We start from the raw sequence: 13,326 nt of genomic DNA on the forward strand, positions 1-13,326 counted from the left end.
CCAGTCCCCAGGAGGATGAACTTCCCTTTCAGCCTTCCCGGTCCCGGCCGTGGGCCTCCCCCACCGTATCCTGCGGCATGCACCCCCCCACCCAGTGGACCCTCCCCCTCCCGCCCGAGGAGGTGCGCGTGCTCGTCAGCGGCTACCAGTCGTGGAGCGAGGCCGAGCTGCGGCCCCTGACCGAGCGCCAGAGCGTCCCGCTGATGCGCTGGCGGCACGAACAGGGCCACGACCCCGCCTTCCTCCCCAGCGGCGAGGCGGGCGTGTGGCGCTCGCACACCCTGATTGCCCTGGTTCGCCCGGACGGGGGCGGCTGGGTGGGCTGCGCGGGGGACGCTACGAGCACCTTCACCCACTGGGAGGCCCGCGCCGGGCAAGGGTGCGTCGAAGTGACCTGCACCCAGGAGGGACCGCCCACCGAGGTCGCCTGGGAGGAAACCGGCGACGTGATCAGCACCGTGGAAGCCCTGACCGCGCGGCTGGGGCAGACCATGAACGCCCGCACCCCGCCGCCGCTGCGGGTCTGGTGCAGTTGGTACTCGTACTACCGGGACGTGACGCTGGAGGCGGTGCTGGACAATGCCCGGCTGGCCCGCGACCTCGACCTCCCCTTCGACGTGTTCCAGCTCGACGACGGCTTTCAGGCGGGCATCGGGGACTGGCTGGACCCCTCCCCCCACTTCGGCGGGCACGCCCGCGACCTGCCGGGGCCGCTCTCGGAGCTGGGCTTCACGCCGGGGCTGTGGCTGGCGCCCTTCCTGGCCGCGCCGACGTCGCGGCTGGCCGCCGAGCACCCGGAGTGGCTGCTGCGCGGGGAGGACGGCACGCCGCTGCTCGCCGGTCACAACTGGGGCACGCCGCATCACGCGCTGGACACCACCCACCCGGAGGTGCTCGTCTGGCTGCGTGACCTCGCGGCGACGGTGCGGGGGTGGGGCTACCCGTATCTCAAGCTGGACTTCCTGTTCGGGGGGGCGCTGCCGGGGGTGCGGCACGACCCCACGGTGAGCCGGGCGCAGGCGTACCGGATGGGCCTCCAGGCCCTGCGGGACGGCGCGGGCGACGATGCCTTCCTGCTGGGCTGTGGGGCACCACTCGCCGCCTCGGTGGGGCTGGTAGACGCCATGCGGACCGGGCCGGACGTGGCCCCCTACTGGGAGGAGGAATCGCGGCGGGTGTGGCTGGGGGACGCGACTGGCCCCTCAGCCCGCAACGCGCTGCACACGGCGCTGTCGCGCTGGTATCAGCACGCGTGGTACCAGCCTGACCCCGATGTCGCCATCGTGCGGCGGGAGCGCAGCTTGCTCACGGAAGAGGAGCGGGGCGCGGTCGCCGGGATGCTGGACGTGATCGGCGGCCTGCGGGCGAGCAGCGACCCCCTGGGCGGGCTGGACGAGCGCGAGCTGACGCTGCTGCGGCGCTGTCTGGAAATCAGCACGCCCGACCGCCCCCGCACCCTGACCCGCAGCCTCGGCGGGGCCGTGACCCATTTCGGGCGCGGCACCTTCAACCTGACCCCGAAGGCCGACGGGGGCGTCCCCGCCCACGGCTACCGCGAGGTGTTCCATGACTGAGACGGCCCCCCTCCCCTTTCACGCCGCCGACTTCACCAAGCCGGATGGCCGGGCGCTGACCCTCTACGGCCTCCAGCCCATTGAGGTGCGGGGTGAGATTCCCAGCCCCGCCGGGGACCCCCCGGTCCCGCGCCCCACGATGCGCTGGCACCCCCTGCGCGGCGAGTGGGTGATGTACGCCTCGCACCGCCTGGGCCGCACCTTCCTCCCGCCGCCGGAGTACAACCCGCTGGCGCCGACCACGAATCCCGAGCACCCCACCGAGCTGCCGCAGGGCCGCTACGACCTCGCCGTCTTTGACAACCGCTTTCCCAGTCTCACGCTGGACGCGCCGCCGCCCGAGCACCCCGCCCACCCCTCCGAGCGGGCGGGGACCGGCAAATGCGAGGTGGTCGTGTTCAGCCAGGACCCCTCGGGGCGGCTGGCGGACCTCTCGGAAGCGCAGATGGCCCTGCTGCTGGCGGTGTGGGCCGACCGCACCACCCGGCTGGCGGCGACCGGCAAGATTCGCAGCGTCCTCGCCTTCGAGAACCGGGGCATGGAGGTGGGCGTGACCCTGCACCACCCGCATGGGCAGATCTACGCCTATGACCATGTCCCGCCGGTGCAGGCGCGAATGCTGGAGGGAGCGCGGGCGCATCTGGAGGAGCACGGGCGCCCCTGGCTGGCCGACTTCGTGGCCGCCGAGCGGGAAGTAGGGGTGCGGCTCATCCGCGACGGGAGTGAGGCTCTCAGCGTGGTGCCCCCCTTTGCCCGCTATACCTACGAGACGTGGGTGCTGCCGACGCGCCCGGTGGGGCGGCTGTCGGACCTGACGGACACCGAGCGGCTGGCCTTTGCCCGCGTGCTGAAAGACGCCCTGCTGCGGCTCGACGCCCTGTTCGGCGTGCGGATGCCCTACCTGCTGACGGTGCATCAGGCCCCGCTGGACGGCGAAGCCCATCCCGAGTTTCCCCTCCACATCGAGCTGTACCCCTACCTGCGGGCACCCGGCCGGATGAAGTACCTCGCCGGAACCGAGCAGGGCGCGGGTGAGTTCGCCAACGACAAATTCCCGGAAGCCGCCGCCGCCGAGTTGCGGGGGCTGGAGGTCCAATGAACAGCTTTGAAGACGTTTTCGGCCACGCCCCCACCGTCACCGCCCGCGCTCCGGGACGCGTCAATCTGCTGGGCGAACACACCGACTACCAGGGTGGGTATGTCCTGCCCACCGCCATTCCCCAGCAGGCGACCGTGCGCCTGGCGCCCAACGGGACGGGCGAGCACCACGTCTACGCCGCCGATCTGGACGAACACGCGACCTTCGGGGTCGGGCAGAACGCGGCCGGGGGCTTTGCCCGCTACGTGGCGGGGGCGCTCGCGCTGGGGGGAGCGCGGGAGGGCCTGAACGTCCACGTGACGAGCGACGTGCCGATGGCCGCCGGACTCTCCAGCAGCGCAGCACTGGAGGTGGCCTCGCTGCGGGCGCTGCGCGAACTCGGCGTGCTGACGGCCGACGACGAGGCGCTGGCCCTCCTCGCCCAGCGGGTCGAACACGAATACGTGGGGGTCAAGTCGGGGATTCTGGACCAGATGGCGAGCACCTTCGCGCGGGCGGGGCAGATGCTCTTTCTGGACACCCGAACCCTGCACCGCAAGACGCTGCCCCTTCCGGAAGGGTCCGAGGTGCTGGTGATCGACTCCGGCGTGCCCCGTCAGCTCGCCGATTCCGGCTACAACGAGCGCCGCGCCCAGGTCGAGGAGGCCGCGCGGCTCCTGGGCGTGCCCGAGCTGCGGGACGTGACGGACCCGGCGGCGGTGGAGGGATTGCCTTCTCCCCTGCGCGAGCGTGCCCGGCACGTTGTCACCGAGAACGCGCGGGTACTGGAGGCCGTGCAGCCGGGCGTGCCCCCGGAGCGCTTCGGGGAACTGATGAACGCCTCGCACGCGAGCCTGCGCGGCGACTACGCCGTCTCGCACCCGGTCGTGGACGCCCTCGTCGCGGCCCTGCAAGCCCACCCGGACGTGTACGGGGCGCGGATGACCGGGGCAGGCTTCGGCGGCTCGCTCGTCGCGCTGGTGCGGGTGGGGACGGCGGCGGCAGTGGGGGACGTGGCCCTGGGCGCCGGGGACGGCCGGGCGCGGCGGGTGGTGCCGTAGGCCGAAGCTGGACTGTCAGACCCCTGTGAGGGGGGGGCGGGCAGCCTGGGGGTGAGGTGACCGGAGCGCGGAAGGACAACCTGTGGCAGGCCGGGACCCGCGAGACGCCGGGCGCCGCCCCTCCCGCTCGTGCCCACTCCGGACCGCGCCGCTGGGCCGCCGCGCTGCTGGGCCTGACGTTGCTGACCGCGGGATCGACGCTGCTGCTGCTGCGCTCGGCCGAACACGAGCGGACCACCCTGCTGCTGCTGGCCGACACCACGGCGGCCCTCCAGCAGCACCGCGCCCTGGAGTGGCAGGCGGCGGCGCCCGGCGAGCTGACGCCGGGGACCCGGGGGGAGGTGCGGGAGAGCCGCGCGCGTCTGCGGACCCTGCACACCCGGCTGCTGGCGACCGAAGTGCGCGAGCGCACGGCCCCGGTGCCCCTCACGTTGCCGGGCTTTCCGCCCAGCCGCAGCCGCGGGGAGCCGTGGTCGCTGGCCCCGGTCGCAGCGGAACTCGGCGGGGTGCTGCGGGAGGACAGCGCGGCCCCACAGGACCTGCATACCGCGCGGCTGAGCCGCCTCGTCGCGGGGATGCGGGCGGCGCGGGAGGAAGAAGCCCGGCGGGTCACGGCCCTGGCGGCGGGCATGAGCGTCCTCGCGCTGGTCTGCACGCTGCTGACGGTGACGCTGCTGGCACGGCGCTCTCAGCTCGGCCGCCTGCGGGCCGAGGCGCTGGAACGCGAGCGTCAGGAGGAGCGGGAGCGCGAACACCGGGACTCGCTGACCGGACTGCCCAACCGCCAGGGGCTGGCGCGGCGCTACGCCGAGCTGTCGGCGGCGGGCGACCTCACGGTCACCATGCTGGACCTCAACCGGCTGCGGGCGATCAACGACGCGGGGGGCCACGCGGCGGGCGACGCTTACCTGCGCCGGGTCGCGCGGGCGCTGCGGACGGAGGCCGGGCCGGACGGCGTGGCGGCCCGCTGGGGCGGCGACGAGTTCGTGGTGCTGCGTCCCGGAGGCGACCTGCCGGGAGCGCAGGAGGGGCTGGGCCGGGCGCTGGAGGCCCTGGGAGGCGACGGCCCTCACCCCCCCTTCGCGCACGGCACGGTGGCGGTGGGCCAGGGGACGCCCCTCGAACGCGCCCTGACCCTGGCCGACGCGGCGATGTACGAGAGCAAGGAGCGCCAGGCCCTCGCGGCGGGCGGCGGGGCCGGGCCAGGCCCCACCGTCGAGGAGTTCACCGCCCGGCTCGAAGCGCTGGAGACCCCCCAGGAGGTCGTGCAGGAGGGCCTCTCGCTGGCCCGGCGGCTGCTGGGCTTCGATGTCAGCGCCCGGCTGGAGTGCGACGGGGACCGCTTCGTGGCCCGGCATGTGGACGGCACGCTGGAGCCGCAGGCGCTGGCCGTACTGCAGGGGATGATCTACCGGGAGGGAGTCGGGCTGGCCGGTCAGGCCCTGCTGCGCGGCACCACCGTCTGGAGCAGCGACTACGCCTCCGAGCCTGCGGCACTCTCGCCGTGGCGCCGCTGCGGACTCAAGAGCGTGGTGATCGTGCCCGTGCGGGGCGGGGGGCGGGTGACGGGCGCGGTGGGCCTGCTGAACTTCGGGTCGTGGCGGGTGATCACCCCGCAGGTTCGCCGCCTGCTGGAGGCGGTCGCGTGGCGCCTGGGGCACGCCGCCGAGCAGCAACGGGCGGTGGCAGAGGTGCGGCACGCCCTGCACAGCGGCGTCCTCGCGCTTGGGGGTGGCGCTCGAGGCCCGCGACCTCGAGACTGCCGGGCACACCGAGCGGGTGGTCGCGCTCAGCGTGGCGCTGGGCGAGCGGCTGGGGCTGGGCGGGCAGCGGCTCGAAGCCCTGCGGCAGGGGGCCTCCCTGCACGACATCGGCAAGCTGACCATTCCCGACGCGGTGCTCCTCAAGCCGGGCAAGCTCACCCCGGAAGAATGGGCGGTCATGCAGTCGCATGCCGAACGCGGAGCCGCCATCGCCGGGCGGCTGCGCGGCCTCTTGCCCGGCACCCTGGACGTGATTCGCAGCCACCACGAGAAGTGGGACGGCAGCGGCTACCCCGACGGCCTCGCGGGCGAGGCGATTCCCCTCGCCGCCCGCGTCTTCGCCATCTGCGACGTGTACGACGCCCTCACCCAGGCCCGGCCCTACAAGCGGGCCTGGAGCCACGGGGAAGCGCTCGCCGAGCTGCAGGCGCAGTCAGGACGGCACTTCGACCCGGCAGTCGTGGCGGCCTTTCTAGAGATCGTGGAGACGGTGGACCTCGCGGCGGTCAGCTCCGGCGAGGCGCTGGGAGAAGCACGGTCCACGGCTCCCTGACCCAGTCCGGCAACGCCGCGCGGCAGGACGGGTGGGCACCCGGCGGGGTCCGGGCGTGGAGGTGGGACTTCACCAGGGCAGGCCGCCCCCTCCCCGTGGAAGGGGCGGACCGGGCCGCGCCGGGTCAGGCCGGGAGGTCACCCTCTTCCAGCAGCGCGACGAACGCCTCCACGGAAGCCGGGTCGAACTGGCGCCCGGCCTGTGCCCGCAGCTCGGCCACCGCTTCCGCGTGCGTCCAGGCGGCCTTGTAGGGACGGGGGCTGGTCAGGGCGTCGTATACGTCGCACAGGGCAAAGAGGCGTCCGCCGGGGCTGATGAGTTCGCCCGCCTTGCCCGCCGGATAGCCCGCGCCGTCCCAGCGCTCGTGGTGGTCGGCGATCACGGCGAGCGCTCCCGGCGGCAGAAAGGTGAGCGCCCCGGCGAAGGCGACCCCGGCGGGCACATGCGAGCGCATGGTGGCCCACTCCTCGGGGGTGAGGCGGCCGGGCTTGAGCAGCACCGCGTCGGGAATGGCGATCTTGCCGATGTCGTGCAGGTACGCGCCCCACTTCAGGGCCTGCCGGTCGCCCTCGCTCCAGCCCTGGGCCGCCGCGAAGCGCAGGGCGAGGGCGGTGACCCGGTCGGTGTGGCCCTGGGTCTCGCCGTCGCGGGCCTCGAGCGCCAGCCCCAGCGCCCGCAGGGCCGCCTCACGGGCCTCGCTGGCCTGCTCCTCGGCGGCGAGGCGCCCGGCGAGCGAGGCGATGGTACCCGACACCAGGGTAAAGAGCGCGGCCTCGTCCGGTTGCCACACGTGCGGCTCGAAGGTGTGCATCAGGAAGGCCCCCAGCAGGTGCCCGTCTCCCCGCCGCACCGGGGCCGCCGCGAGGCTGGCGACGCCGAGTTCCGGAAAGCCCGCCGCGCGGGGGTCGCGGGCCGTGTCGTCGAAAAACAGGGGACCGGGTGTGCCCTCCAGCGCCCGCAGCAGCGGCGTCTCTGCGGGGAGGCCGTGGGCGGCGATGGCCTGCATCCCCGCCGAGGACGGCATCTCGCCCGTGGCCGCGCGGACGTGGTAGTTCAGCGCTCCGCCGCCCGTCTGGAAGTACGCCGACCCCACGGCGGCCGTCTCGCGCACGAGCTGCTCCAGGGTGGGCACCACCCCCGCCGCGAGGTCCCCGGCGCCCAGCGCGAGGCGGGTCAGCGAGACGATCGCCTCGGCGGTCTGCGAGCGGTCGTGGAGGCGCGAGGCGGCCCCCGGGAAGACAGGGGCAGGAGAGGGCAGCGTCATGGGCGCACTGTAGGCGGGGGCGTCCCACAGAACCCTCACCCGCGTGAGCCTGGCGTGAGGGCAGGCCGACCGGATTGGCCATCTGGCCAGTGGGCGGCTGGGCGGGGCGGGCCTAGACTCCCCCCGATGAGTTCGTCCCACGCGCCCTCCGGCGCCTTTCGGCGCTGGTTTCTGGAAACCGACACGCCCGAGCCGGAAGGCTTTTACGAGGGCGAACAGGAGGTCCGGCAGGACCACCGCACCCAGCCCTGGTGGAAGGTCATGTGCCTCACCGGGGTGGACTACTTCTCCACCCTGGGCTACCAGCCGGGCATCGCCGCGCTCGCGGCAGGAGCACTCGCGCCCGTGGCAACGCTGGTGCTCGTCCTCGTGACCCTCTTCGGAGCGCTCCCCATGTACCGCCGGGTGGCGGGCGAGAGTCCGCACGGGGACGGCAGCCTCTCCATGCTCGAGCGGCTGCTGGCGTACTGGCCGGGCAAGCTGCTCGTGCTCTCGCTGCTGGGCTTCGTCGCCACCGGCTTCGTGATCACCATCACGCTCTCGGCCGCCGACGCCACCGCGCACCTGCTGGAAACGCCCCTGCTGCGCGACGTGCTCGAAGGCCAGCGGGTTGGGGTGACCCTGGGGCTGCTGGCCCTGCTGGGGGCCGTGTTCCTGAAGGGATTCAAGGAGGCCATCGGGCTGGCGGTGGGCATCGTGGCCGTGTACCTGGGCCTCAGCCTGGTGGTCGTGGGGCACGGGCTGACCGAGGTGCTCGCCCGGCCCGAGCTGCTGGGCGGCTGGTGGGGGGCGCTGAGCGGGACCTACCTCTCGCCCCTGGCGCTGGCGGGGGCAGCGCTACTGGTCTTTCCGGCACTTGCGCTAGGCCTCTCGGGCTTCGAGACCGGCGTGGTCGTGATGCCGCTGGTGCGCGGGGAAGCGGGGGACCGGCCGGAGAAGCCGCGCGGCCGCATCCGCAACACCCGCAAGCTGCTCACCACCGCTGCCCTGACCATGAGCGTGATGCTGCTGGGCTCCAGCCTGGTGACCACCCTGCTGATTCCCCGCCACGAGTTCTGGGCGGCGACCACCGTCACCAAGACCGTGAGCACGGCCGACCTGCGCTCGGGCCGCGCGGTGGCGAACGTGCCGCTCGACCACCCCACCCGCCCGCGCGAGGTCCAGGCCCTGACCCTGCCCGCCGGGCGCACGGGCACCTACACCCTGGAGGCCGACACGGTGGGGGGCCGGGTGCCCTTCACGGTCACGGTGACCCCGCAGGGCGGGGCCGCCCGCGTGACGGTGCAGACCCCTCCCGGCAAGGCGAACGGCCGCGCCCTGGCCTACCTCGCGCACGAGCGGCTCGGGGACGGCTTCGGGAGTCTCTACGACCTCGCCACCATCCTGATTCTGTGGTTCGCGGGGGCGTCCGCGATGGCGGGGCTGCTCAACATCGTCCCGCGCTACCTGCCGCGTTACGGCATGGCGCCCGACTGGACGCGGGCCACCCGGCCGCTCGTCGTGCTGTTCGTGGGGGTCAGCGCCCTGGTCACCGGCCTGTTCCGCGCCGACGTGGACGCGCAGGCGGGGGCCTACGCGACGGGCGTGCTGGCCCTGATGACCTCGGCGGCGATCGCGGTCTTCCTCACCGAGCGGCGGCGCGGGCACCGGGGGGCGGCCCTCGCCTTCGGCCTGATCAGCCTGCTGTTCATTTACACCAGCGTGGTCACGGTCCGCGAGCGGCCCGAGGGCCTGTGGATCGCCCTGCTGTTCGTCCTCGCCATCGTGCTGGTGAGCGCGGCGTCGCGCGTGCAGCGCAGCACCGAGCTGCGGGTGCAGAGCGTGGTGCTCGACGAGGAAGCGCAGCGGATGGTCCGGGACGTGGTCGCGCGGGGGCTGCCGCTGCGCTTTATCGCCAACCGCCTCAACGAGGGCGACGCCGAGGAATACCGGCTCAAGGCGCTGGAGGTGCGGCTCGACAACCACCTTTCGCCGGGAGACGCCGCCCTCTTTCTGGAGGTGGCGATCACCGACGCGAGCGACTTCAGCGCGGTGGTCCCGGTCTGCGGAGTCCGGGTGGGACCGCACGGCATCCTGCGGGCGCGGGGCAGCAGCGTGCCCAACACGCTCGCCGCCGTGCTGCTGTGGGTGCGCGACCACACCGGCGTGCCCCCACACGTCTACTTCGAGTGGAGCGAGAAAGGCCCCGCGCAAAACGCCCTGCGCTTTCTCCTCGCGGGCGCGGGCGACATCCCGCCCCTCACCCACGAGGTGCTGCGGGTGGCCGAGCCGGACCTGACCCGGCGCCCCAAGGTTCACGTGGGGGGCTGACGAATGCGGCGCGGGGGTGGGCCACCCGGCCCGCCCTTTCTCGTGTAAGAAACATGAGCGTTCTCACAAGCCGACGATTCTGTTTGCGCCTCATGAGTGCGGCGGGCCTGATAACGTGGCGATCGGTTCGGGACAGTTTTCTGGAGGTGGGATGTCTCTGTAGGGGCAGTGCTGCGCCTGCCAACGCGGCTGGGCTGCTCCTGCCCCCACGTCTCCCCCCGAACTCTGAAGAGGATGCCCATTCCTGAACCGGGTCCACCAGCATGAAGTGGGTTAGGATTCTGAGAAGCGAGTTGGCTTTCCCGGTCAATTCTCACGGAGGTTGTCATGGTCAAGCGCTCTACCGCACTACTCCTTGTCCTTTCCGCCCTCGCGTTGGCGGGTTGCTCGCAGCAGGGACCAGCGGCCACCGCGCCGGAGCGGGCGGCGGCCCGGCCCAGCCACGTGCTGCAGGTCCGCGTTCCCGAGGGCACGACCCGCGAGCAGCTGGGAGCTGCCTACGGCGCCCCGGTCCTGATGTTTGACGCGGCCGAGGGCTACGCCGTGCTGGGCCTCTCGGCCGCGCAGGCGAGCGGCCCGGGCCTGCGGACCTTGAGCCTGGCGGGCACCCCCGAGAGCAACCTGGGGGCCTTCTCGGCGGGCATGACCGCCACGGTGCAGGGCCGGGCCATCTGGCTCAAGGGTGACCTGGGCAGCTGGACCGCCGAGGGCCGGGCCATCTGGCTCAAGGGGCAGTACAGCCTGATTCCCGAAAACACCCTGAATTTCCAGACCATCCGGCTGGAGCAGGCGCACACCCTGGCGCCCAAGCTGGGGCAGGGCATCAAGGTCGCCGTGATCGATACGGGGGTCGATCTGGAGCATCCAGCCTTCGCCGGGTCGCTGGCGCCCGCCGAGGAATGGCGCGACTTCTATGCGGGAGACAACCTTCCCGACGAGGAAGGCGTGCTGGGCGAGGGCGGCTATGGCCACGGCACGGGCGTGGCGGGCATCGTGCTGCAGGTCGCGCCGGCGGCGACGATCCTGCCGCTGCGGGTACTGGGGCCGGACGGCTCCGGGGACGTGCTGACGGTGGCGCAGGCCATCGACTGGGCGTCGGCCAAGGGTGCCCAGATCATCAATCTCAGTCTGGGCAGCGCTGAGCGTTCGGCCATCGTGCAAGACGCGATCAAGCGGGCGACCGAGCGCGGCGCCCTTGTGGTGGCGTCGGCGGGCAACGAGAATCGCCCGGCGATCAGCTACCCCGCCCATGACATGGTGTCCGGCGGCGCGGGCGAGCGCAGCCTCAGCGTGGGCAGCGTGACGACCGGGTGGCTCAAGTCCTCCTTCTCGAACTACAGCGCCAACCTCGAGCTGGTCGCTCTGGGCGAGAACGTCTACACGCCCGGCCCGGACGGGCTGCTGGTGTCGTGGAGCGGCACCTCGATGGCGACCCCGATGGCGGCCGGTGGGCTGGCCCTCGCGCTCTCGCAGGGGACCGACGTGCCGCTCAAGGACCTCACCAAGAAGATGGCGGAGAAGGCCTACGACGTCTACAACAACGGCCTGAACGCGCCCTACAAGGACAAGCTGGGCAAAAAGGGCCTGCTGAACCTCGAAGCCTTCCTCAAGGACGTGGTCAAGTAGCGGTGGAGCCTTCCCGCCGTTCAGGCTGGGAGGCTCGCCGTGGGTCCCCCCCGTCTGACCTCGCCTCCCGTGCGCGGCGGTTGACCCAGGCCGGCCAGCTCCAAGCTGGACGCCTGAGGAAGTAAGAGTCTTGAGAGGCGTCCCCGCTACCCTGACAGGCGTGGGCGAGGATCAAGCTTATACAACCGCGCTGGCGGCATTGACGGATGCTCAGGCCGGGGGGAACCTGCGGGAAGTGGCCGACGCCGCTTCCCGGCTTGGTCGTTGGGACAGCGCCCGGGAGGATCACGCAGCGGCCCGCGCGCACTACGAACTGGCCCTGGGCCTGTATGGGCAGTTGGCCTGTGACGGCGAACAGGCCGAAACGCACTATCTGCTGGCTGACCTGCTGACCGATATGGGCGAGTGGCCGGCGGCCCATGACCATGCTCAGGCCGCGCTCCGCCTGGAGCCTTGCCGGGACCGGCAGGTGGAACTCCGGAATCTGTTGGCCGCCTGTTACCACGCCACCGGTGAGTCCCAAAAAGCGCTGGCTGAACTTGAAACGATCTTGGCTTCCTACCGCGCCTGGGACTCCCTTCTGGGACAGGTGAAAACCCTGGGCAATATGGGCAACCTCCTGACCAAGTCGGGAGAGTACCCGGAAGCCCTGCACTGCCTGACCTTGGCCTACACCCTTTCGACCAGTCTGGCGGAGACCGACGAGTCTGTCCTCAAGGTCCAGAACGGCTTGCTGCTGAATATCGGCAATCTGTATCAGGACCTGCGCGACCCCGGCAAGGCCTACGACTATTTCGTGGAAGCGCTGTCGCTGGCCTGCAAGTGCAGGAACCAGAACGCAGAGTCCATCGCCGTCCTCAACATGGCGGGCGTGGACTTTGAACTCGGCCGCCTCGCCGACGCGCACCAGCACTATGGCCGGGCACTGGAGCTGGCCCGGGCCGTGCAGAACCGTTACGGCGAGCTGTCGGCGCTCGACGGCCTTGCCCGCGTGCTGCTGGCCTGGGACCGGGTGGGCGAGGCCCAGGAGGCGCTGCGGGAAGCCGAGCAGATCGCCCTGGACACCGGGGATGTCGAGGGCCAGCTCGAGGTGCTGCTGCATCTGGGCGAGGTCTATGTCCGGCAGGAAGCCCTGCCCGAGGCCACGAGCACATTCGAGCGGGCACTGGGCCTCGCCGACGAGATCGGGCGACCCAAGGCGAGCTGCGACGCGCTGCGCTGCCTGTACCAGTTGCACGCCCGGCTGGGGCAGACCGAGCGGGCCTTTCAGGCGCTCGAGCAGCTGTACGGGCGTGAACGCAGTCTGCTCAACGCCGAGGTCGACGAGCGGGTCCAGGGCATGACCGCCCGCTTCGAGGTGGAGCGGGCGCAGCACCAGGCCGAACTCAACCGCCTGCGCATGGTGGCCGCCGAGGAGGCCCGCGCGGACGCCGAGGCCGAGGTGCGCGACCGGACCCGCAGCCTGGAACTCGCGCAGATCGAGGTGGTCACCCGGCTGGCGGTGGCGGCCGAGTACCGCGACGACACCACCGGGGACCACACCCAGCGGGTGGGCCAGCTTTCGGCGGCCATCGGGGCGCGGCTGGGACTGCCGCCGGAGGAGGTCGAGTTGCTGCGAATCGCCGCGCGGCTGCACGACGTGGGCAAGATCGGGATTCCCGACAGTATCCTGCTCAAGCAGGGGCCGCTGACCTCCGAGGAGTACCGCCAGATGCAGCGCCATACCGTGATCGGTGCCCGCATCCTGGCCGGGGGCCAGAGCCGCCTGCTGCAGATGGCCGAGACCATCGCCCAGAACCATCATGAACACTGGAACGGTCGGGGCTACCCCTGTGGGCTTTCCGGCGAGGACATTCCCCTCGTCGCCCGCATCGTGGCGGTGGCCGACGTGTACGACGCCCTGACCCACCGCCGCGCCTACAAGGCCGCGTGGCCGCAGGAACAGGCGCTCGCCGAACTCACCGCGCAGATCGGGTGGCAGTTCGACCCGGCCGTGGTCCGCGAGGCGCTCGTGGTCCTGGGCCACGCGCCGGCCCTCCCCGCCGGGGGCGGTGGAGAGGAAGGCCCCCTGATCGTCCGCGCCTCGGCCTGAGGCCC

At 72.3% G+C, this 13,326-nt stretch carries 8 protein-coding genes and 1 pseudogene; 8 read left to right on the top strand and 1 reads right to left on the bottom strand.

Going from position 1 to position 13,326, the window contains the following annotated elements:
* Positions 1-77 precede the first annotated feature (77 nt).
* From C3K08_RS16245 to C3K08_RS18325, 5 genes and pseudogenes are all read left to right on the top strand, one after another.
* Positions 78-1,574, top strand: a complete 1,497-nt coding sequence (locus tag C3K08_RS16245) for a glycoside hydrolase family 36 protein (protein WP_104992491.1) — start codon at positions 78-80, stop codon at positions 1,572-1,574.
* Positions 1,567-2,673 (top strand): galactose-1-phosphate uridylyltransferase, encoded by a 1,107-nt coding sequence (gene galT, locus C3K08_RS16250; protein WP_104992492.1) that lies wholly within the window; start codon positions 1,567-1,569, stop codon positions 2,671-2,673. Before C3K08_RS16245 ends, galT begins: the two co-directional genes overlap by 8 nt.
* Complete coding sequence (gene galK, locus C3K08_RS16255; RefSeq protein ID WP_104992493.1) at positions 2,670-3,713, top strand: galactokinase; 1,044 nt, start codon at positions 2,670-2,672, stop codon at positions 3,711-3,713. Before galT ends, galK begins: the two co-directional genes overlap by 4 nt.
* A 629-nt stretch (positions 3,714-4,342) precedes the next feature.
* Positions 4,343-5,356 (top strand): annotated as a pseudogene (locus C3K08_RS18665) (diguanylate cyclase domain-containing protein); the annotation flags it as partial.
* Between the two features lie 151 nt (positions 5,357-5,507).
* Positions 5,508-6,029 carry an HD-GYP domain-containing protein gene (locus C3K08_RS18325; protein ID WP_234009291.1) on the top strand — a complete coding sequence of 174 codons (522 nt, stop codon included), beginning with the start codon at positions 5,508-5,510 and terminating at the stop codon, positions 6,027-6,029.
* Positions 6,030-6,153: 124 nt separating this feature from the next.
* Here C3K08_RS18325 and C3K08_RS16270 read toward each other — a convergent pair whose 3' ends face one another.
* Positions 6,154-7,293 (bottom strand): HD domain-containing phosphohydrolase, encoded by a 1,140-nt coding sequence (locus C3K08_RS16270; RefSeq protein ID WP_104992495.1) that lies wholly within the window; start codon positions 7,291-7,293, stop codon positions 6,154-6,156.
* A gap of 126 nt (positions 7,294-7,419) precedes the next feature.
* Between C3K08_RS16270 and C3K08_RS16275 the strand changes: the two genes are divergently transcribed.
* The 3 genes from C3K08_RS16275 to C3K08_RS16285 all read left to right on the top strand — a co-directional run bounded on the left by C3K08_RS16275 (position 7,420) and on the right by C3K08_RS16285 (position 13,321).
* The gene (locus C3K08_RS16275; RefSeq protein WP_104992496.1) at positions 7,420-9,603 is read left to right on the top strand and encodes an amino acid transporter; all 2,184 of its coding nucleotides are present in this window, start codon (positions 7,420-7,422) and stop codon (positions 9,601-9,603) included.
* Between the two features lie 327 nt (positions 9,604-9,930).
* A complete protein-coding gene (locus tag C3K08_RS16280) occupies positions 9,931-11,229 on the top strand; it encodes a S8 family serine peptidase (RefSeq protein WP_104992497.1) in 1,299 nt (432 codons plus the stop codon).
* A gap of 160 nt (positions 11,230-11,389) precedes the next feature.
* Positions 11,390-13,321 carry an HD domain-containing phosphohydrolase gene (locus C3K08_RS16285; RefSeq protein ID WP_104992498.1) on the top strand — a complete coding sequence of 644 codons (1,932 nt, stop codon included), beginning with the start codon at positions 11,390-11,392 and terminating at the stop codon, positions 13,319-13,321.
* Positions 13,322-13,326 lie beyond the last annotated feature (5 nt).

It is taken from the genome of Deinococcus sp. NW-56, assembly GCF_002953415.1.
In the GTDB taxonomy this organism is placed as follows: domain Bacteria; phylum Deinococcota; class Deinococci; order Deinococcales; family Deinococcaceae; genus Deinococcus.

Excerpts from the sequence above, each read along its gene's own strand:
- galT (WP_104992492.1), top strand. The coding sequence starts at position 1,567 with ATGACTGAGACGGCCCCCCTCCCCTTTCACGCCGCCGACTTCACCAAG.
- C3K08_RS16270 (WP_104992495.1), bottom strand. The coding sequence starts at position 7,293 with ATGACGCTGCCCTCTCCTGCCCCTGTCTTCCCGGGGGCCGCCTCGCGC.
- C3K08_RS16275 (WP_104992496.1), top strand. The coding sequence starts at position 7,420 with ATGAGTTCGTCCCACGCGCCCTCCGGCGCCTTTCGGCGCTGGTTTCTG.
- galK (WP_104992493.1), top strand. The coding sequence starts at position 2,670 with ATGAACAGCTTTGAAGACGTTTTCGGCCACGCCCCCACCGTCACCGCC.
- C3K08_RS16280 (WP_104992497.1), top strand. The coding sequence starts at position 9,931 with ATGGTCAAGCGCTCTACCGCACTACTCCTTGTCCTTTCCGCCCTCGCG.
- C3K08_RS16245 (WP_104992491.1), top strand. The coding sequence starts at position 78 with ATGCACCCCCCCACCCAGTGGACCCTCCCCCTCCCGCCCGAGGAGGTG.